We start from the raw sequence: 19,635 nt of genomic DNA, 5'->3' as shown, positions 1-19,635 counted from the left end.
GTTGGGGGCGGATCGGTTGGGGGGATGACGGCGGGCGGCGGCCCGGCTCAATCCTGGCCGAGTTCAATCCTGGCCGAGTTCAGGTTTGGCCGAGTTCGGCCTTGGCATCCGCGATCAGGCCGGCGAGGCCGGCATCGACCTCGGCCCCGAGCAGGCGGCGCTCGGCCTCTGTCAGGTCGGCGGCCCAGCCGCGCCGGCCGAAGCCCTCGGCGCATTTGGCCCGCTCGGCCGAAAGGTAGGCCTCGGTCTCGGCCGGCTGGGTGCGCATGGCCTGGACGAGGCCGAACCAGGCGGCCCGCTCCACCACGGCGAGGCGGGCGCGCAGACGGATCATCACCGCGCGCTCGGGGCTGACATCGTCCATCGGTGGCTCCGTTCCGACCCGTTCAGCGCCGCGGTTCGCAGCGCGTCTTCACGTAGGTGCCCGGCTCGCTGCCGTGCCCGGCATTGGCGGCCAGCACCGGCCCCTGCACCAGGCATTCCTGCAGGGTGTGGGCCGGGCCGGTGATGATGTCGAGGGCCGTCTCGCGGGAGCAATCCGGGGCCTGGACGGTGGAGGCGCAGACGAGGGCGACGACGAGGATCGGGTTCATGGCCGGATTACCTGGGGCGGGCCGGCCACGCGGCAAGGGCGGGCCCCGGATTCGTGTGCAGCTTAGTGCCGACCCGTCGTCCGGACGGGGGAAGTTCCGGATCTGTTCCTCGACGGACAACGCGGCATAATGCCTATAGGCTGGAAAACCCAGGATCAAAGGCCTATGCCGATAATCCTAGGAACAATGGCTCAGGCTGAATCGGGCCTACCGGGCTCCTCGAACGAAAGCGGAACGAACCGGCATCGCGCCGGTCCGCCGGCCGCCGGGTGCGGCCCCTGGCCTGTGGACGCCGCCCCCGCCGGGCGGACCCGCCGGGGAGCGCGCGTGTTAAGACCTTCGTGCGAGAGCCTTGAGGAGCTCCGGGGACGAGCCTCGGCGCGGGAGCCGGAGCAGGCATGACGGTCGGCATCGAGATGGGTCTGAGCATGGGGCCGGGGGCGGAGCCCGCGCGCCTCGACCTCGAGGAGCTCCTGGCCACGCGTCTCCTGGTCCAGGGCAATTCCGGCTCGGGCAAGTCGCACCTGCTGCGGCGCCTGCTGGAGCAGAGCGCGGGCGCGGTGCAGCAGGTGGTGATCGACCCCGAGGGCGACTTCGTCACCCTGGCCGAGGCCTACGGCCACGTGGTGGTGGACGGCGCCCACGGGGAGGCCGATCTCCAGGCCATTGCCGCCCGGGTGCGGGCGCACCGGGTCTCGGTGGTGCTCACCCTGGAGAGCCTCGACATGGAGGCGCAGATGCGCGCCGCGGCCGCCTTCCTGGGCGGCCTGTTCGAGGCCGAGCGCAGCCACTGGCACCCCGCCCTGATCGTGGTCGACGAGGCCCAGATCTTCGCGCCCGCGGCCGCCGGCGACGTCTCGGACGAGGCGCGCAAGGCCTCGCTCGGCGCCATGACCAACCTGATGTGCCGGGGCCGCAAGCGGGGCTTGGCCGGCATCATCGCGACCCAGCGCCTCGCCAAGCTCGCCAAGAACGTGGCGGCCGAGGCCACCAACTTCCTGATGGGGCGCACCTTCCTCGACATCGACATGGCCCGCGCCGCCGACCTGCTGGGCCTCGACCGGCGCGGCGCCGAGCGGTTTCGCGACCTGTCGCGGGGCGAGTTCGTGGCGCTCGGCCCGGCGCTCAGCCGGCGGCCCCTGGCCCTGCGCATCGGCCCGGTGACCACCTCCGCGCGCTCGGGCTCGCCCAAGCTGGTGCCGCTGCCCGCCCCGGCGGACGCGGACCTGCGCGCCCTCATCCTCACCCGCGCGCCCGACGAGCCCGCGCTGGCGTGGGCGCCAGCGCCCCGCACGCCGCCCGTGCCGCGCGCCACCCCGGCCGACCTGATGCGCGAGCTCAGCGCCTACCGGCCCGAGCCGGCGGAGGCGCCCGAGCCGCTCAGCGAGGAGGCGGTCCGGGCCGGGCTCGATACGGTCCTGCGCGGCATCGCCGCCGACCCGGATGCCGGCGGCCAGCCGGTGGCGGTGGTCTACCAGGACTTCCTCGTGCGCTGCCGGATGCGCGGCCTCGACGGCGAGGCGATGAGTCTCGCCGCCTTCCGCCGCCGCCTCGGCGTCGCCCGGGCCGGGTTCGACGGGGCCGACGTCGCCCCGGAGGCGGCCGACGGGCGCTGGGAGGAGGCGCAAGGGGTCGCCGCCACCCTGCCGGACGAGGTCCAGGGCCTGTTCCTGCTCCTCGCCCGGGCGGCGCTGGCCGGCGAGCCCTGTCCCGGCGACGAGGCCCTGGCCCGGGCGATCGGCAGCCGCTCGCCGGGCCGGGCCCGGCGCCTCCTCGCCTATGTGGAGACGCGGGGCACCATCGTGTGCCGCATGGACTACAAGGGCAACCGCATCGTCGCCCTGCCGGCGCTCGCCTGCGAGACCGGACCGGGCGACCCGAAGGCGCCGGCCGAGGCGAAGCCCGGCGGCCCGGCCGCGCCCCCGGCGGGGGATGCCGGCCTGCCCGGGCTGTTCGCCGCCGAGTAGGGCGGACGGGCCCGGCCCCGCCTCAGCGCTTCGTGGCGGCCTCGTAGTATTTCGGCTCGAACAGGCCCTCCAGGGGCACGTCCTTGTCGAGGGTGCCGATGGAGACCTGGTAGGCCTGCATCTTCTTGGTGGCCTCGATGATCTGGCGCGGATCGGCGGTGAACTTCGCGGCCGGCGAGGTCAGCGCCCGGGTGATGGTGGCGGTGTCGGTAATGCCCTTGCCCAGCGCCGCCTCCACGGGTTTCGCCGCGCGGGCCGGGTCGCTCTTCAGGAGCTCGGTGGCCCGCACCACGGCCTTGACCAGGCCCTCGACGGCGGCCGGATTCTTGTCCGCGAAGGCGCCGAACACGCCCACCACCGTGCCCGGCTGGTCGGGGAACATCTCGCCCCCGGTGGCGATGAGCTTGATGGCGGGATTGCGCATCTGCACGATGGTGAGCGCCGGCTCGCGGATCGAGGCGCCGTCGACGGCCCCGGCCAGCATCGCCTGCTGGGTCGCGTCGATGCCCATCGCCACCACCTCGGCATTGGCCTTGTCGGCCTTGGCCACCTGCCAGAGCCAGTGCTGCAGGGTGGTGTTGGGCACCGAGCCCGGCGGCTGGGTGGCGAGGCGGGCGGCCTTGCCCTCCTGGGCCCGGAACTTCGCGAAGGCCTGCGCCTTGTCGGCGCCGTCGGCGAAGTAGGGGGCGAGCTTCGGGCCCGCCACGAACACCATCTCCTCGACGGCGGTGGCGGCCACCACCCGCACGTCGATGCCCTTGGTGCGGGCCACGGCCAGGGGCGCGACGCCGGCGACGTAGACGTCGATGGTGCCCGACGCCAGCGCCTGGATCATGTTCGGGCCGGATTCGAAGGTGGTGAAGGTCGGGCTGAGGCCCGCCTCCTTGAGCCAGCCCTCGCCGTTGGCCACGAAGATCGGCGCCGCCCCGATCACCGGGATGACGCCGATGCGCACCGGGACCGGCGCGGCTGTCTGCGCCGCGGCCGGGCCGGCGGCGAGGGCGAGGAGAGTGGCGAGGGCGGCACGGCGGGTCGGGCGCATCGATCAGGGATCCGGTCGGGGGCGGGCCCCGCCACGCGGCGGGACGGCGTGCGGCGGGGCCGGGGGAGGATGCCGCGCAGTGGCACGCACGGGGCGCCAGTGCAAGAATCCTCTCCGGCTTCGGGGCCCGATCCCGGACGTTTGGGGTTTTTCCCTCCGCCCGGGGCCCCGGCGAGAAGACGGATCTCCGGCGGCCGTGGGGCCGTGCGGGGCGTCCCGGCCGCCCCGGGAGCCCGCTCGGTTTCGACCCCGGCCGCCCGGCGATCCGTGCCGCGGCGGGAACGCGGGCGGATTCCCCCCGTTGTCACCCCGTCGCGGCACCGGCCGCCGACGTGAGATTGAGGGAAGAACTGTTATGAGCCTCCTCGGCAGCATCGTCAGCAAGATCCTCCATCCCTTCGGCGGCGGCGACGCGCAGGCCAAGCCGTCCGAGGCGAACGCACAGCCCTCCGCCGGCGGCTCGGACGCCCCCGCCTCGACCCCGACCAGCATCGGCGCCCCGGCCGGCGGCCCGGTCGACGTCGAGGAGGTGCTCAACGGCATGGCGGCGAAGAATTCGCAGACCCTGAACTGGCGCACCTCGATCGTCGACCTGATGAAGCTCCTCGACCTCGATTCGAGCCTCACCGCCCGCAAGCAGCTCGCCGACGAGCTGCACTACACGGGCGATAAGGAGGACTCGGCCACGATGAACGTCTGGCTGCACAAGCAGGTCATCAAGAAGCTCGAGGAGAACGGCGGCAAGGTCCCGGCCGACCTCAAGGATTGATCTTTTCGGGGTCGTCCGGCGCGGCCTGATTTCGGGTCGTGCCGTTGGGGCAGGGGGCGCAGGCTCCCTGCCTTCTTCATTTCGGCGCGCTCCAGACCGACGGCGCGGGACCCCGCCGTCAGCCCTCCAGGCGCTGCCCCAGGCGGCCGGCCAGATCCTGGATGAACTGGAACGCGGTGCGGCCCGAGCGCGAGCCGCGGGTGGTCGCCCATTCCAGCGCCTCGGCCCGGACGCTTTCGGGGTCGGCCTGCAGGCCGTGCTGCGCCACGTAGGCGCGGATCATCGCCAGGTACTCGTCCTGGCTGCACTTGTGGAAGCCGAGCCAGAGGCCGAAGCGGTCGGACAGCGAGACCTTCTCCTCCACCGCCTCGCCCGGGTTGATCGCCGTGGAGCGCTCGTTCTCCACCATGTCCCGGGCCAGCAGGTGGCGCCGGTTCGAGGTGGCGTAGAACAGCACGTTCTCGGGCCGTCCCTCGATGCCGCCGTCCAGCGCCGTCTTCAGGGACTTGTAGGAGGTGTCGTCGCCGTCGAAGGAGAGGTCGTCGCAGAAGACGATCCAGCGATGGCCGTCGCCCCGCAGGGTCGCCATCAGGTCGGGCAGCGCCTCGATGTCCTCGCGATGGATCTCCACGAGCTTCAGGGGCAGGGCGCCGGGCGCCCGCGCGGCGTTGATCTCGGCCTGCACCGCCTTCACCAGGGAGGACTTGCCCATGCCGCGCGCCCCCCAGAGCAGCGCGTTGTTGGCCGGCAGGCCCTCGGCGAAGCGCCGGGTGTTCGCCACCAGGGTGTCGCGGGCCCGGTCGATGCCGGTGAGGAGGCCGATCGCCACCCGGTTGACGCGGGCCACCGGGATCAGCCGGCGCTCCGGCCCCCACAGGAAGGCGTCCGCCGCCTTCAGGTCGACGGGCGCGCGCGGGGCGGGGGCGGCGCGCTCCAGGGCGGCGGCGATCCGCTCCAGCACCGGCAGGAACTCCCGCACCGGCAGGAACGCCGCCAGGGTGGCCGGATCGACGGCCGGGTCGGCGGGGGGCGTGGCGGTCATGGGGCGGCTCCTCGAACTCGGGTCCCGCGACGGGGCGGCGGGGACGGGTGCCGTGCTTTACGGTGCCGGGACGCCGCGATGAACCCGGTAAATCGCGGCGCGGCCGGCGATTCGCGGAGCGGCGACCCATTCGCCTCACCCGGCCGGCGTTGCTTTCACTTAGGCCCTGGCTATAGTCCGCGCGCTTTTTGACAAGCCCGGACGCCCCCTCGACCGAGGGTCTGGCGGCGCGGGCCTTATCCTTGAGGAGTCACCCGCTTGATCACCCCCGCCTTCGCGCAAGGGGCCACCTCGGCCGCTGGCGGAGCGGACATCGCCTTGCAGGTGGTGCCGTTCGTCCTCATCTTCGTCATCATGTACTTCCTGATCCTCCGCCCGCAGCAGCGCCGCGTGAAGGAGCATCAGAACATGGTCAAGAACGTGCGCCGCGACGACACCGTCGTCACCACCGGCGGCATCGTCGGCCGCGTCACCAAGGTCGCCGACGAGGCCTCGGAGATCGAGGTCGAGATCGCGCCCAACGTCCGCGTCAAGGTCGTGCGCGCGATGATCTCGGAAGTCCGCGTCAAGGGCGCGCCGGTCAAGGCCGCCTGAGGCGGCGACCCGGGCATGCGGGCCGCGTTGGGCCTGCATCGCCACGAAAAAACGGACACAGGACGGACCCGGCGGATGCTGCGCTTCTCGAGAACCAAGATCGTCACGACGCTGGCCGTCATCCTGATCGGCCTCAGCCTCGCCGTGCCGAGCTTCTTCTCGGCCGAGCAGCGCGGCCACTTCATGGCCTCCCTGCCGGGCTGGTTCCCGAGCTGGATCGTGCCCCAGCGCGCCATCGTGCTGGGCCTCGACCTCCAGGGCGGCTCGCAGCTCCTCCTCGAGGTCGACCAGAACGACCTCGCCAAGTCCCTGACCACGGCCCTGCGCGACGACGTCCGCCGGGTCCTGCGCGAGGCCGGCGGCGTGACGCCGGAGGGCGGCATCCAGATCATCCCGCGCGGCGTCCAGCTCCGGATCTCCAACGAGGCCGCCCGCGCCAAGGTGCTGCCCAAGCTGCGCGAGCTCTCGCAGCCGATCTCCAACGCCCTGGTGGGCCAGGGCGGCGGCCAGACCCTGGCCATCGCCGAGAAGCCCGAGGGCGTGATCCAGCTCACCCTGACGGATGCGGGCCTCACCGACCGGACGCGCCGGGCCGTGACCCAGGCCATCGAGGTCATCCGCCGCCGCATCGATTTCGGCGGCACCAAGGAGCCCTCGATCCAGCAGCAGGGCGCCGACCGCATCCTGGTCCAGGTCCCCGGCCTCCAGGACCCGCAGAAGCTGGAGGACCAGCTCGGCAAGACGGCCAAGCTCGAGTTCCGCATGCTGGCGGATTCGCCCTCCGGCGACGTCGACCTGCTGCCCTCCAAGGACGAGAAGGGCGCCCGCGTCCCCGTCGAGCGCCGCGTGATGGCCTCCGGCGCCGACCTCACCGACGCCCAGCCGGCCTTCGACCATCAGACCCAGGAGCCGATGGTCAGCTTCAAGTTCAACCTGAAGGGCGCCCAGAGCTTCGGCCAGGCGACCTCGGAGAATGTCGGCCGCCGCATGGCCATCGTGCTGGACAACGAGGTGGTCTCGGCGCCGCGCATCAACACGCCGATCACCGGCGGCTCGGGCCAGATCACCGGCAACTTCACCGTGGCCCAGGCCAACGAGCTCTCGATCCTGCTGCGGGCCGGCGCGCTGCCGGCCAAGCTCACCGTGGTCGAGCGCCGCGTGGTCGGCCCCGGCCTCGGCAGCGACTCGATCCAGGCCGGCAAGTACGCCACCCTGGTGGCCGGCGCCCTCGTGATCGCCTTCATGTTCGCCACCTACGGGGTGTTCGGCTTCTTCGCCAACATCGCCCTCATCGTGCATGTGGGCCTCATCCTCGGCCTGATGTCGGTGCTGGAGGCGACCATGACCCTGCCGGGCATCGCCGGCATCGTGCTCACCATCGGCACGGCGGTGGATTCCAACGTGCTGATCTACGAGCGCGTGCGCGAGGAGGTGCGGGCGGGCCGCTCCATCGTCTCGGCGCTCCAGGCCGGCTTCGACAAGGCCTTCGCCACCATCATCGATTCGAACTCGACCATGGCGATCGCCGCCCTGATCCTGTTCTTCCTCGGCTCCGGCCCGGTGAAGGGCTTCGCCGTGGTGTTCATCCTCGGCATCCTCACGACGGTCATCACCGCCGTGACCCTGACCCGGATGATGATCGCCCTGTGGTACAACATGGCCCGGCCCAAGGCCCTGCCGTTCTAATCCGCCGTCCGCACGTTCACCGTTTGCAAGAGGAGGTCGATCCGATTTTCGCGTGATCCGCTCGGTCGCCACGCCACCACGTCATTCCGGGGCCGCGCAGCGGAGCCCGGAATCCAGACGCACCGGCGCGGCAGGACGATCTCAGCCTGTGTTTCTGGATTCCGGGCTCGCCTGCGGCGCCCCGGAATGACGTGGAGCCCGGAGGAGACGAGCGCGGCCACGCAGAAGCCCGATCGACCGCATCGCCGAAAGACCCGAGACCGATCATGCGCCTGCTCCGCCTCTGGCCCGACGAGTCGCACGTCGACTTCATGCGCTTCCGGCGCCTCACCTTCCCGCTCTCGGCCTTCCTGTCGGTGGCCACAGTGGTGCTGTTCCTCACCGTCGGCCTGAACTTCGGCATCGACTTCAAGGGCGGCACCCTGGTGGAGCTGCAGGCCAAGTCGAGGACGGCCGATGTCGGGGCCGTGCGCCACACCGCCAACGGCTTCGGCTTCGGCGAGACCGAGGTGCAGGAACTCGGCGGCGAGGGCACCGTGTTGGTGCGCTTCCCCCTGCAGCCGGGCGAGCAGGGCCAGACGGCCGTGATGCAGAAGGCGCATGCCGCCTTCGACGCCGATTACGAGTTCCGCCGCACCGAGACCGTGGGCCCGCGCGTCTCGGGCGAGCTCGTGCAGTCCGGCACCCTCGGCGTCGTGCTCTCCGTGCTCGCCGTGCTGTTCTACCTCTGGTTCCGCTTCGAGCGGGAGCTGGCGCTCGGCGCCATCGTCGGCACGCTCCACGACATCGTGCTGACGCTCGGCGTCTTCGTCATCACCCGCATCGAGTTCAACATGACCTCGATCGCCGCGATCCTGACCATCGTGGGCTACTCGCTGAACGAAACGGTCGTGGTGTTCGACCGGACCCGCGAGCTGATGCGGCGCTACAAGACGATCCCCACGGTGGAGCTCCTCAACCTCTCCATCAACTCCACCATGTCGCGCACGGTGATGACCGCGACCTCGGCCTTCCTGTCGCTGCTCGCCCTGGTGCTGTTCGGCGGCGAGGCGATCAAGGGCTTCGCCGTGGTGATGCTGGCCGGCGTCGTGATCTGCACCTACTCGGCGATCTTCGTCTCGACGCCGGTGCTGATCTATCTCGGCCTGATGCTCTCGGGGGTGAAGGCGCAAGGGCGCCCGACGGGCGGACGCGTCCCTCAGGCGGCGGAGTAGGGGGCGGCCATGGCGTCCTCCGGCAGCCTGCACGACGGCTTCGTTCCGGGGCGCCACCTCATCGACGCCTACGGCAACGGCGGCTTCCGCTTCGCCGAGATGTCGCATCGCGGCTCGATCCTGGTCACGCCGTCCGGCATCCGGGCCTGGGACGTGACCGAGCCCCGCGCCATCGACCGGACCGCCCTGCGCCCGGTCCTCGCCGAGGCCGGGGCGGTGGACCTCCTCCTGGTCGGAACCGGGCTCGACATCGCGCCTTTTCCCGATGCGCTCCGGCGCTGGCTCAAGGAGGGCGGCATCGGCCTCGACGTGATGCAGACGGGGGCCGCGGCGCGCACCTACAACATCCTCATGGCGGAGAACCGCAAGGTCGCCGCCGCCCTGATCGCGGTCGCATGATGACGTGCCGGACATGACGGATTCGGACACCCGGACCAGCCCGGCCGAGGACAACCTCGGCTTCGCCTTCCAGCACTGCGAGGCCCTGGTCCGGGAGGGCGATCCCGACCGCTACTTCGCCACCCTCTTCGCCCCCGCCTCCGCCCGGCCCCACCTCTTCGCCCTCATCGCCTTCAGCCTCACCGTCGCGCGGGTGCGCGAGGCCGCCTCCAACCCGATGGCCGGCGAGATCCGCCTGCAATGGTGGCGCGACGCCCTCCAGGGCGAGGCCCGCGGCGACGTGAAGGCCAATCCCGTGGCCGCCGCCCTGGACGACGCCATCGTGCGGCGCAAGCTCGGGCGCCAGCCCTTCGTCGACCTGATCGACGCCCGGGTCTTCGACCTCTACGAGGACCCGATGCCCCGGGTGAACGACCTCGAGGGCTATTGCGGCGAGACCGTCTCGGCCCTGATCCGCCTCGGCGGCCTCGTGCTCTGCGACGGGGCCGAGCCCGGCGGCGCGGCCGCGGCCGGGCATGCCGGCGTCGCCTACGGGGTCACCGGCCTGCTGCGGGCGCTGCCCTGGCACGCCCGCGCCGGCCAGGTCTACCTGCCCGCCGACATCCTCAAGACCTACGGCGTCACCCGCGAGGACATCGTCACCGGGCGCGGCGGGCCCGGGCTCCTGCGCGCCGCCGCCGACCTGCGGGCGCTGGCCCGCCGGCACCTCAAGGCCTACGAGGCGGCCCGCGCCACCCTCGCGCCGGCCGCGCGCCCCGCCTTCCTGCCCGTCGCCCTGGTGGAGCCCTACCTCGCCGCCATGGAGCGGCCGGGCTACGACCCGCTCAACACGGTGGTCGAGATCCCGCGCTGGCGCCGTCTCTGGACCCTCTGGCGCGCCTCCCGCCGGGGCTGAGAAGCGTCTCACCCACGCAAAAGGGCGGCCCCGAAGGAGCCGCCCTATCATCCGTCGCCGCGAAGGGTTCGGCGTCAGCGGGCCTTTTTCGTCAGCTTCTCGGCGATCTCGAACATCTCCTGCGGCGCGTAGTCCGGGGTGAAGGCCGAGGGGACGCCCGTGAGCTGGTGGATCTTGCCGCCGTCCGGCATGCCCTCGACGACGCTGAGCTCGCCCGGCGGGTCGCCCGGAAGGGCCATCTCGCCATTGCCCCAGATGCCGGCCATCTCGGTGTAGTCGCCCGGGCTGAAGGTGTAGAGCCGGCGGTGCGAGCCCTCCTGCAGGTACTTCTGGCACTCGGGGATCTTGTCGAGGTTGATGTTCGGCGTCGGCAGGAACTTCTCGATCTCGACGCCGGTGATCTTCTTCAGGGCCAGGGCGTAGGCGTGGGCGTGGACCGAGCCGCGCACCAGCAGGTAGCCGCAGACCTCGCGGCCGGTCGGGTCGGTCAGGGTCTCGTAGACCCGCAGCTTGTGCAGGCGCGCGCCGCATTCCAGGTGGAAGTTGTGCAGCAGGTCCACCACGACGTTGCCCGTGGTGGTGATGAAGTCGTTGTTCCAGGAGGCGCCGTTGCTGTTCACCGGCGTCACGCCGCCGCCGTTCGACAGGAAGGCGGCCGCCAGGCGGATGTCCTTCATGTCCTCGAACGGCGCCTTCGAGATGTCGCCGCCGTCCTTGGCGTCGCCATCGTTGTCGGGACCGTTGTTGAGCATCGCCACGCCGTTGCTGACCAGCTCCACGTGACCGAGTTCCTCGGCCGTGATCGCGGCGACCAGGCTATAGAACGGGCGCAGTTTCGACTTGCTGCGGAAATTGAAGCTCTGGAACATGTAGTTTCCCAGAGTCGACATCTCGCCGTACTTGCCACCGAGCAGTTCCTGCAGGGCCGCGGCGGCATTCGGATCCTTCCGCTTCGGGGCGGGCAGCTCGGCCTGCAACTTGTCGACGCGCATAAACATAGATCGATCTCCGCTTCCATTCGCCTGGGGTCTCGATAGGGAAGTGGCCGCCGGAGGTGCATGTTCCGCGCGCTCCGGCAGGAATGCGTGGGCCGCGACATCACGGAGTCCTGGCGGAGTCCGGGCGGAGAACGCGGGGCGCGCCGCGGCGTCGGGCGCGGGTCTGCGTGCAACACCCTCTGAATACATGATTAACCGCGTTGAGCCGGCCGAATGGCTCTGCTAGCTACAGGAGCAAGGCCCGGCACGAGATCGGGCTGCCCTGGAGGAGGACGGCGCCCGTGAACACAGTGACCACCTGGAATCAGGTCTACGACCCATTCGGGAACGCCTGGCTCTCGACTCTCGCCGCCTCGCTGCCCGTCATCGCCCTGCTCGGCATGATCGCGAGCGGCAAGGTGCAGGCCCATATCGCGGCCGTGCTCTCCCTCGTGCTGGCCTTCTGCGTCGCCGTCTTCCTGTTCGGCATGCCGGGCGACCTCGCCCTGCGGGCCTCCGGCTACGGCGTCGCGCTGGGTCTGTTCCCCATCGGCTGGATCATCCTCAACGTCATCTTCCTCTACCGCCTGACGGTGGAGAAGGGCTGGTTCGCCACCCTGCAGCAATCGGTGGCGGGCATCACCACGGACCGGCGGCTCCAGCTCCTGCTGGTGGCCTTCGCCTTCGGCGCCTTCTTCGAGGGCGCGGGCGGCTTCGGCACCCCGGTGGCGGTGACGGGCGCGATCCTGATCGGCCTCGGCTTCTCGCCGCTCGCCGCCTCGGGCCTCTCGCTCATCGCCAACACCGCGCCGGTGGCCTACGGCGCGCTCGGCGCCCCGATCCAGGGCCTCGCCTCGGTGACGGGCTACGACCCCTACATCCTCGGCGCCATGATCGGCCGGCAGCTGCCGTTCTTCTCGATCATCGTGCCGTTCTGGCTGATCTGGGTGTTCGCGGGCTTCCGCGGCATGGTCAAGATCTGGCCCCCGATCCTGGTCTGCGGCGGCTCCTTCGCGGCGGCCCAGTTCCTGATCTCGAACTACGTCAACCCCTGGATCGTCGACATCGGCGCCTCGCTGATCTCGATGGCCGCCCTGGTGGCCTTCCTCAAGGTCTGGCAGCCCAAGGAGATCTGGACCTCCCCGGCCCTGCGCGGCAACGACCCGTCCCTCGGCTACGTCAACGGCGGCCGTCCGGTCTCGCTCGGCGCCGCCGTGCCCGGCGACCTGCCCAAGGTGGATCTCGGCGGCCGCACCGCGACCTCCCGCGAGATCGCCATGGCCTGGGTCCCGTGGATCATCCTCTCGGTGATCGTGGCGATCTGGGGCACCGGCTGGTTCAAGAGCCTCGTCAACCCGATCTTCACCTGGAAGTACGAGGTACCGGGCCTGCACAACGTGATCATGAAGGTGCCGCCGGTGGTGGCGAAAGCCCATCCGGAAGCGGCCGTCTTCGCCTTCACCTACATGTCCTACACCGGCACCGGCGTGCTGTTCGCGGCGATCATCTCCGGCCTGATCATGCGCTTCTCGCCCTGGCGCCTGGTGACGGCCTACCTCGAGACGATCTGGGTGCTGCGCTACTCGCTCATCACCATCGCGGCGATGCTGGCGCTGGGCGTGCTCACCCGCTACGCCGGCGTCGACGCCACCCTCGGCTTGGCGTTCGCGGGCACCGGCATCCTCTACCCGTTCTTCGGGACGCTGCTCGGCTGGCTCGGCGTGGCGCTCACGGGCTCGGACACCGCCTCCAACGTGCTCTTCGGCGGCCTGCAGAAGATCACCTCGGAGCAGCTCGGCCTGTCGGGCATCCTCATGGCCTCGGCGAACTCGTCGGGCGGCGTGATGGGCAAGATGATCGACGCCCAGTCGATCGTCGTCGCCTCCACCGCCACCGGCTATTTCGGCCAGGAGGGCAAGATCCTGCGCTTCGTGTTCTGGCACTCGATCGTGCTGGCCTGCCTGGTCGGCGGCCTCGTGATGCTGCAGGCCTACGTGCACCCGTTCAGCGCGATGGTGATCCACCCCTAGGGGCGATTCGCCCCCTCGCCCGACGACAGGGCCCGCCCCGGAGACGATTCGGGGCGGGTTTTTCGTTGCCCCACGCGGCTTTTTTCCTGGCCCCACGCGGCTTTTTCCCGGTGCCACGCGACTCCGTGTCCGGCCGCGCGCGATGCCGCTTGTGTCGGGGACCGCGCGGGGGCAAGTCCTGGGGATGTTCTTCCGCAAGCTCGCCGCGCGCTACAGCCTCGCGAACCTCAAGCCGGTCGAGACCGCGCGGCTGCGCCTCGCGCCGCTGGCGCCGTCCGACGCCGAGGCCCTGCGCGCCCTGACCGACGACCCGGCCATCACCGGGGCGGTCGACTTCCTGCCCGCGCCCTTCACCCTCAAGGACGCGCGCCAGCTCATCGGCCCGGCCAAGGTGACGAAGGATTGCTTCCTCGGCGCCTGGCTGAAGGCGGACGGCGCGCTCGCGGCGGTGATCGGCCTGCACCTGCGCGGCGACCACGCCGTCGAGGTCGGCTACTGGGTCGGCGGGGCGTCGCGGGGGCAGGGGCTCGGCACCGAGGCGGTCACCGCCGCTCTGGGCCTGCTGCGCGCGCGCTTCCCCCACCGCTTCATCATCGCCCAGGTCCGCCCCGAGCACGCGGCCTCGGTCGGCCTCCTGCGCAAGGTCGGCTTCCGCGATACCGGCGATCCGGGCCAGCTGCCCGGGCGCCGGATCTTCACATACGCGCCGGCGTGACCGGCGGGACCTGGGCCTGGGCCTCGGCCTGGGCGCCCAGCTCCGCCTCGCGGGCGCGCTGGCGGTAGAGGACGGCCGTGGCGAGGAGGCCGCAGGCGCCGCCGAGGGCCATCCAGAGGCCGGGGGCCGCCTTGTTGGCGGTGGCCTCGATGAGCGAGGTCGCGATCAGCGGCGTCATCCCGCCGAAGAGGGCGGTCGCCAGGGAATAGGCCAGGGAGAACCCGGCCGTGCGCACTTCGGGCGGCACGATCTCGGTGAGCGCCACCACCATGGCGCCGTTGTAGCTGCCGTAGAGGAAGGACAGCCACAGCAGCACCGTGAGCATGGTCTCGAAGCTCGGGTGCGCCACGAGCCAGGCCAGGGCCGGATAGGCGGTGACGAGGGTCAGGCCCGAGAACAGGAGCAGGATCGGGCGCCGGCCGATCCGGTCGGAGAGCGCCCCCATCACGGGAAGCCAGAACAGGTTCGACACCGCCACGCAGAAGGTGACGATCAGGCTGTCGGTGTCGGAGAGCCTGAGGACGCTCTTGCCGAAGGTCGGCGTGTAGACCGTGATGGCGTAGAACGCGATCGTGGTCATCGCCACCATCAGCATCCCGAGCCCGACGATCCGCCAGTTCCGCCCCAGGGTGCGCAATACCGTGCCCACCGGCGGGTGGACCTTGCGGGCCTGGAAGGCCGGGGTCTCCTGCAGCGAGCGCCGGATGTAGAACAGGAAGGGCACCAGCAGGCAGCCGATCAGGAACGGGATGCGCCAGCCCCAGGCATCCATCTCGGCCGGCGACAGCAGCCGGTTGAGGGCGTAGCCGATGGCCGCCGCCGCCATGATCGCCACCTGCTGGCTGCCCGACTGCCAGGCGACGTAGAAGCCCTGGCGGCCCGGGGGCGCCAGCTCGGCGAGGTAGACCGAGACGCCGCCGAGCTCGACCCCGGCCGAGAAGCCCTGGAGCAGGCGGCCGATCAGGACCAGGGCGGGCGCCAGGAGGCCGAGGGTGGCGTAGTCGGGCACCAAGGCGATCAGGACCGTGCCGGCGGCCATGATCGCCAGGGTGACGATGAGCCCCTTCCGGCGCCCGACCCGGTCGACATAGGCCCCGAGCAGCACCGCCCCCAGCGGGCGCATCAGGAAGCCGGCCCCGAAGGTCATGAAGGTCAGCATCAAGGAGGCGAACTCGTTCTCGCTGGGGAAGAACGCCTTGGCGATGGAGGAGGCGTAGAACCCGAACGCGAAGAAGTCGAACATCTCCAGGAAGTTGCCGCTCGTCACCCGCAGGACGGCGGCGGCCCGGGAGCCGCCCTGGTCGTGGTCCGGATGGCCCGCCATCGGAGCGCCTCCCCTGATACGTTCGACATTGGGTCGTTCATCCCAACGTGATCGTATTTCTTCGCCGCCGCTAGGGCGGGGGAGGGGCGGAGCGGTTTCAATGCGGGCGGCGTGTTCGGGGCGCCGCGGCGGGCTCCCTACTCGGCCGCGATCTGCGCCGGTCCGTGGCCGAGCCAGGCCGCCAGATCGGCCCGGGCCCGGTCGGTCAGCGCCTTCTTCTTGGCCACCGCCTTCTCCGGGCCCTTCAGGCGCTTTCCGCCCTCGCCCTTCGGGGCGTGGTCGAGGGGCGGGAACAGGCCGAAATTCACGTTCATTGGCTGGAACGAGCGCGGGGTGCCGGCCTCCTCGGCCGCGATGTGGCCGCCCGTGATGTGGCCGATCAGGGCGCCGAGCGCCGTGGTGGCGGGGAGGGGTTCGAGCGCTTCCCCGCGCGCCTCCGCCACCGCGAAGCGGCCGGCCATCAACCCGATGGCTGCGCTCTCCACGTAGCCCTCGCAGCCGGTGATCTGGCCGGCGAAGCGCAAGGAGGGTCGGGCCTTCAGGCGCAGGGTCGCGTCGAGGAGGCGGGGGCTGTCGAGATAGGTGTTGCGGTGGAGGCCGCCCAGCCGCGCGAACTCGGCGTTCTCGAGCCCCGGAATCGTGCGGAACACCCGGACCTGCTCGGAATAGGTCAGCTTCGTCTGGAAGCCGACCATGTTGTAGAGGGTGCCCAGCGCGTTGTCCTGGCGCAGCTGGACGATGGCGCAGGCCTTCACGGTGGGGTCGTGCGGGTTGGTCAGGCCCACCGGCTTCATCGGGCCGTGGCGCAGGGTCTCGGGGCCGCGCTCGGCCATGACCTCGATCGGCAGGCAGCCGTCGAAATAGGGGGTCGAGGCCTCCCATTCCTTGAAGCCGATCTTGTCCCCCTCGACGAGGGCCTGGATGAAGGCGTCGTACTGCTCGCGATTCATCGGGCAGTTGATGTAGTCGGCGCCCGTGCCGCCGGGCCCGACCTTGTCGTAGCGCGACTGGAACCAGGCCTTGCCCATGTCGATGGAGTCGCGGTGCACGATCGGCGCGATCGCGTCGAAGAAGGCCAGCGACTCGGCCCCGGTCAGCGCGCGGATCGCCTGCGCCAGCGTGGGCGCGGTCAGCGGCCCCGTGGCGATGATGGTCCGGCCCCAGGATTCCGGCGGCAGGCCCTCGACCTCTTCCCGCACGATCCGGATGCGCGGATGCGCCGCGATCGCGGCGGTGACGGCCTGGGCGAAGCCCTCGCGGTCGACCGCCAGCGCGCCGCCGGCGGGAACCTGATGCGCGTCGGCCGCGCGCAGGATCAGCGAGCGTAAGGTGCGCATCTCCTGGTGCAGGAGACCGACGGCGTTGCCGTTGGCGTCGTCCGAGCGGAAGGAGTTCGAGCAGACGAGCTCGGCGAAGTCGCCCCCGTGATGGGCCTCGGTGCCGCGCACCGGGCGCATCTCGTGGAGCACCACGTCGTGGCCGCTCTCGGCGATCTGCCAGGCGGCTTCCGACCCGGCAAGGCCGCCGCCGACGATATGGATAGGGCTGTCCGTCATCGGCACGGGATAAACCCGCCGGGGACTTCGATCAATGGAGGCCGATCCGGGCAGGGTTCCGGACCCGGTCCGACGCAGCCACGTGTTCTTCGCCGGTTCCGACAATCACCCGGTCATTCCGGGGCGCCGCAGGCGAGCCCGGAATCCAGAGCCGCCGCCGACAGCCAGGCCCGGCACGCCCTATGGGTCTGGATTCCGGACTCCGCTGCGCGACCGCGGAATGATGGGGGCCCGTGAAGGCCGGCCGAGGCGGCCCGGCGGACACCCGAGTTCGGAGCCCTGGCGATCTGGAATCCCCGCCGATCCGGAATCCCTGCCGATCCGGGAGGCCCCGGGTCAGTGGAGCTGGGGCGAGACCAGGAAGCGCTCGCGGTCCGAGGAGGTCACCGAGAGCTTGAGGGGCTTGCCGTCGCGCTGGATCGTCAGGGGCACCCGCACCCCGGCCTCGCCCAGCGCCCAGACCTGCCGGAAGAAGCCGGCCAGATCGGCGACGGGCTCGCCCGCCACCGCCACGATGACGTCGCCCGGACGCAGGTCGGCCGCCTCGGCCGGGCCGTCGTCCGCGAGCCCCATCACCACCACGGCGTCCTCGCCGTCGCTGGCGTAGAGGCCGAGCCAGGGGCGCACCGGCCGGTCGACGCGGCCCCGGGTGGTGAGGTCGTCGAGGATCGGGGTCAGGAGGTCGATCGGCACGATCATGTTGATGGTCTTCGGCCCCCCGGTGCCGCCCTGCTGCAGCTGCAGCGAGCCGATGCCCAGCAGCGCCCCGTCCGGGCCGATCAGCGCGGCCCCGCCCCAGTGCGGATGCGAGGGGGCGGTGAACAGGGCCTCGTCGAGGACGTATTCCCAGTAGCCGGCGAATTCCTGGCGGGCGACGATCTCGACGGCGAGGCTGCGGGCCCGGCCTCCGACCCCGGCCATCACCGCCCGGTCGCCGATCCGGACCGGGCCCGAGCGCCCGAGCTTGAGCGGCTTGATCTTCAGGTCGCCCAGGGCCTGGACGAGGCCGAAGCCCGTGACCGCGTCGAAGCCGACCACGTGCCCGGGCACCGAGCGCCCGTCATGGGTGGTGAGCCAGACCGAATCCGCCTCGGTCACGAGGTAGCCGATGGTCAGGACGAGGCCGTCCTCGCCGATGACGACGCCGTTGCCGGCCCGCTCGGTGCCCAGGGTCTCGGCCGTGAAGGCCTCGGGCGGCACCCGCGTCGAGAGCGCCACGATGGCGGTCAGCGCCTGCTCGAGGTCGTAGCCGTAATCGGCGGCCTTGGGCTGGGCGGATGCGGGGATCTTCCAGTCTCCGGGCGAGGCCATGGGGGCGTCTTTCCTGCCGTCGTGTCGGGTCATCGAGACGGGAGATAGGTCGCCGGCTCGGATTCCGACAGTCTCATGGCCTTCGATCAGGGGCGGGCGCGCAGCACCTTGCCGGGGTTGAGCAGGCCCTGCGGGTCGAGGGCGTCCTTGATCCGGCGGGCGAGCGCCATCTCCTCCGGCCGGCGGTGGCGGACGAGCTCGTCGACCCGGTACTGGCCGATGCCGTGCTCGGCCGAGATGCTGCCCCCGAACCGCGCCACGGCGTCGTGGACGATGCGGTTGATGGCCTCCGATCCGTGCTCGGGGCCGATCAGGACGTTGTAGTGGATGTTGCCGTCGCCCATGTGGCCGAAGATGTTCGGCCGGGTGCCCGGGGCGCCCGCGGCCAGGGCCTCGCCCGCCGCCGCCAGGAACTCGGGAATCGCCGGGATCGGCACCGAGACGTCGTGCTTGACGCTTCTACCGGCCCGGGCCTCGGCCTCGGTGATGTGCTCGCGCAGGGCCCAGAGGGCGGCGGCCTGCGGGCCGGATTCGGCGAGCACGCCGTCGGTGGCGTCGCCCCGCTCCAGGGCCTCGCCGAGCAGCGTCTCCACCGCGTCGCGCAGGCCCGCGAGGCTCGAGCCCGCCTCCATCAGCACGGTCCAGGGGGCCTCCGCGATGGGACTGGTCAGGCCGGCATGCTCGGCCACCAGGGCAAGGGAGTCGCCCGCGATCAGCTCGAAGGCCTGGATGGTGTCGCCGAGCGCGTCCTGCGCCGCCCGGAGCAGGCGCAGGGCCGCCGCCGGGTCCGGCACCGCCAGGAGCGCCGTGGCCGTGTGGCGCGGGCGCGGCACGAGGCGCAGGATGGCGGCGGTGACGATGCCGAGCGTGCCCTCGCTGCCGATGAAGAGCTGCTTCCAGTCGTAGCCCGCATTGTCCTTGCGCAGGGCCCGCAGGCCGTCGACCACGGTCCCGTCGGCGAGCACCACCTCGAGCCCGAGCACGAGGTTGCGGGTCATGCCGTAGCGCAGGACGTTGAGGCCGCCCGCATTGGTGGCGATGACGCCGCCGAGCATGGCCGAGCCCTCCGCCGCCAGGCTGACGGGCAGGAGGCGGCCTTGCGCCTCCGCCGCGTCCTGCGCCACCTTGAGGATGCAGCCGGCCTCCGCCTCCAGGGTCAGTCCCAGGGGGTCGACCCGGCGGACCGCGTTCATGCGGGCGAGGGACAGCACGAGCTGGGCTCCGGAGGCGTCCGGGGTTGCGCCGCCCGCAAGGCCGGTATGTCCGCCCTGGGGCACCACCGCGACGCCGGCGGCGTGGCAGGCCGCCATCACGGCGGCGACCTCGGCCGTGGTGCCCGGGCGCGCCACCGCCGCCGGCCGGCCGGGGAAGAGGCGGCGCCAGTCGACCGCGTAGGGGGCGCAATCGTCCGCGCCCGTGAGCAGGCCGCCCCGGCCGAGGCAGGATTCCAGGCGGCCGAGGAGGTCGGCGGACAGGGCGGTCTGGCTCATGGGCGGGGTCCTCGGCGGGGTCCTCGTGCGG

The 19,635-nt window shown here is 71.5% G+C and carries 18 protein-coding genes; 9 read left to right on the top strand and 9 right to left on the bottom strand.

Annotated features, from left to right (window positions below):
* Nucleotides 1-79 precede the first annotated feature (79 nt).
* Together AC3WLN_RS20310 and AC3WLN_RS20305 are read right to left on the bottom strand one after the other, a co-directional pair.
* Entirely contained in the window at nt 80-364 is a 285-nt protein-coding gene (locus tag AC3WLN_RS20310; protein ID WP_492484283.1) for a hypothetical protein, read from the bottom strand.
* Between the two features lie 22 nt (nt 365-386).
* On the bottom strand, nt 387-593 hold the full coding sequence (locus AC3WLN_RS20305) for a hypothetical protein (RefSeq protein WP_463778107.1): 207 nt from the start codon (nt 591-593) through the stop codon (nt 387-389).
* A 398-nt stretch (nt 594-991) separates the two neighbouring features.
* Between AC3WLN_RS20305 and AC3WLN_RS20300 the strand changes: the two genes are divergently transcribed.
* Complete coding sequence (locus AC3WLN_RS20300) at nt 992-2,560, top strand: helicase HerA domain-containing protein (RefSeq protein WP_492484281.1); 1,569 nt, start codon at nt 992-994, stop codon at nt 2,558-2,560.
* A 22-nt stretch (nt 2,561-2,582) separates the two neighbouring features.
* On the opposite strand, the gene AC3WLN_RS20295 is transcribed toward AC3WLN_RS20300, so the two are convergent.
* Nucleotides 2,583-3,602 carry an ABC transporter substrate-binding protein gene (locus AC3WLN_RS20295; RefSeq protein ID WP_492484279.1) on the bottom strand — a complete coding sequence of 340 codons (1,020 nt, stop codon included), beginning with the start codon at nt 3,600-3,602 and terminating at the stop codon, nt 2,583-2,585.
* Between the two features lie 355 nt (nt 3,603-3,957).
* Here AC3WLN_RS20295 and AC3WLN_RS20290 point away from each other — a divergent pair, with 355 nt between their 5' ends.
* Entirely contained in the window at nt 3,958-4,371 is a 414-nt protein-coding gene (locus AC3WLN_RS20290) for a DUF3597 domain-containing protein (RefSeq protein ID WP_492484277.1), read from the top strand.
* A gap of 118 nt (nt 4,372-4,489) precedes the next feature.
* Here the strand turns inward: AC3WLN_RS20290 and AC3WLN_RS20285 are convergent, their stop codons facing one another.
* On the bottom strand, nt 4,490-5,413 hold the full coding sequence (locus AC3WLN_RS20285) for an ATP-binding protein (RefSeq protein ID WP_492484275.1): 924 nt from the start codon (nt 5,411-5,413) through the stop codon (nt 4,490-4,492).
* A gap of 258 nt (nt 5,414-5,671) precedes the next feature.
* On the opposite strand from AC3WLN_RS20285, the gene yajC reads away from it, so the two are divergent.
* The 5 genes from yajC to AC3WLN_RS20260 all read left to right on the top strand — a co-directional run bounded on the left by yajC (nt 5,672) and on the right by AC3WLN_RS20260 (nt 10,201).
* Nucleotides 5,672-6,007, top strand: coding sequence for a preprotein translocase subunit YajC (gene yajC, locus AC3WLN_RS20280; protein ID WP_055949106.1), 336 nt, complete (start codon nt 5,672-5,674; stop codon nt 6,005-6,007).
* A 75-nt stretch (nt 6,008-6,082) separates the two neighbouring features.
* Entirely contained in the window at nt 6,083-7,693 is a 1,611-nt protein-coding gene (secD, locus tag AC3WLN_RS20275) for a protein translocase subunit SecD (RefSeq protein WP_463778091.1), read from the top strand.
* 266 nt (nt 7,694-7,959) lie between these two features.
* On the top strand, nt 7,960-8,907 hold the full coding sequence (gene secF / locus AC3WLN_RS20270) for a protein translocase subunit SecF (protein WP_492484272.1): 948 nt from the start codon (nt 7,960-7,962) through the stop codon (nt 8,905-8,907).
* Nucleotides 8,908-8,916: 9 nt separating this feature from the next.
* Nucleotides 8,917-9,306 carry an Mth938-like domain-containing protein gene (locus tag AC3WLN_RS20265; protein ID WP_492484270.1) on the top strand — a complete coding sequence of 130 codons (390 nt, stop codon included), beginning with the start codon at nt 8,917-8,919 and terminating at the stop codon, nt 9,304-9,306.
* 13 nt (nt 9,307-9,319) lie between these two features.
* Nucleotides 9,320-10,201, top strand: coding sequence for a phytoene/squalene synthase family protein (locus AC3WLN_RS20260; protein ID WP_492484268.1), 882 nt, complete (start codon nt 9,320-9,322; stop codon nt 10,199-10,201).
* Between the two features lie 74 nt (nt 10,202-10,275).
* Here AC3WLN_RS20260 and AC3WLN_RS20255 read toward each other — a convergent pair whose 3' ends face one another.
* Complete coding sequence (locus AC3WLN_RS20255; protein WP_463778079.1) at nt 10,276-11,199, bottom strand: manganese catalase family protein; 924 nt, start codon at nt 11,197-11,199, stop codon at nt 10,276-10,278.
* A 290-nt stretch (nt 11,200-11,489) separates the two neighbouring features.
* On the opposite strand from AC3WLN_RS20255, the gene AC3WLN_RS20250 reads away from it, so the two are divergent.
* Together AC3WLN_RS20250 and AC3WLN_RS20245 are read left to right on the top strand one after the other, a co-directional pair.
* Nucleotides 11,490-13,208 (top strand): L-lactate permease, encoded by a 1,719-nt coding sequence (locus AC3WLN_RS20250; RefSeq protein ID WP_492484285.1) that lies wholly within the window; start codon nt 11,490-11,492, stop codon nt 13,206-13,208.
* Between the two features lie 184 nt (nt 13,209-13,392).
* Nucleotides 13,393-13,923 (top strand): GNAT family N-acetyltransferase, encoded by a 531-nt coding sequence (locus tag AC3WLN_RS20245; RefSeq protein ID WP_492484265.1) that lies wholly within the window; start codon nt 13,393-13,395, stop codon nt 13,921-13,923.
* Here AC3WLN_RS20245 and AC3WLN_RS20240 read toward each other — a convergent pair.
* From AC3WLN_RS20240 to AC3WLN_RS20225, 4 genes are all read right to left on the bottom strand, one after another.
* Nucleotides 13,904-15,247, bottom strand: a complete 1,344-nt coding sequence (locus AC3WLN_RS20240) for an MFS transporter (RefSeq protein ID WP_492484263.1) — start codon at nt 15,245-15,247, stop codon at nt 13,904-13,906. The genes AC3WLN_RS20245 and AC3WLN_RS20240 overlap by 20 nt on opposite strands.
* A gap of 137 nt (nt 15,248-15,384) precedes the next feature.
* Complete coding sequence (gene trmFO / locus AC3WLN_RS20235) at nt 15,385-16,803, bottom strand: methylenetetrahydrofolate--tRNA-(uracil(54)-C(5))-methyltransferase (FADH(2)-oxidizing) TrmFO (RefSeq protein ID WP_492484261.1); 1,419 nt, start codon at nt 16,801-16,803, stop codon at nt 15,385-15,387.
* Nucleotides 16,804-17,139: 336 nt separating this feature from the next.
* The gene (locus tag AC3WLN_RS20230; protein ID WP_492484259.1) at nt 17,140-18,114 is read right to left on the bottom strand and encodes a S1C family serine protease; all 975 of its coding nucleotides are present in this window, start codon (nt 18,112-18,114) and stop codon (nt 17,140-17,142) included.
* 86 nt (nt 18,115-18,200) lie between these two features.
* A complete protein-coding gene (locus tag AC3WLN_RS20225; protein ID WP_492484257.1) occupies nt 18,201-19,604 on the bottom strand; it encodes an FAD-binding oxidoreductase in 1,404 nt (467 codons plus the stop codon).
* Nucleotides 19,605-19,635 lie beyond the last annotated feature (31 nt).

It is taken from the genome of Methylobacterium sp. FW306-05-D (assembly GCF_058782155.1).
This window is presented reverse-complemented; position numbering and strand designations above follow the sequence as displayed.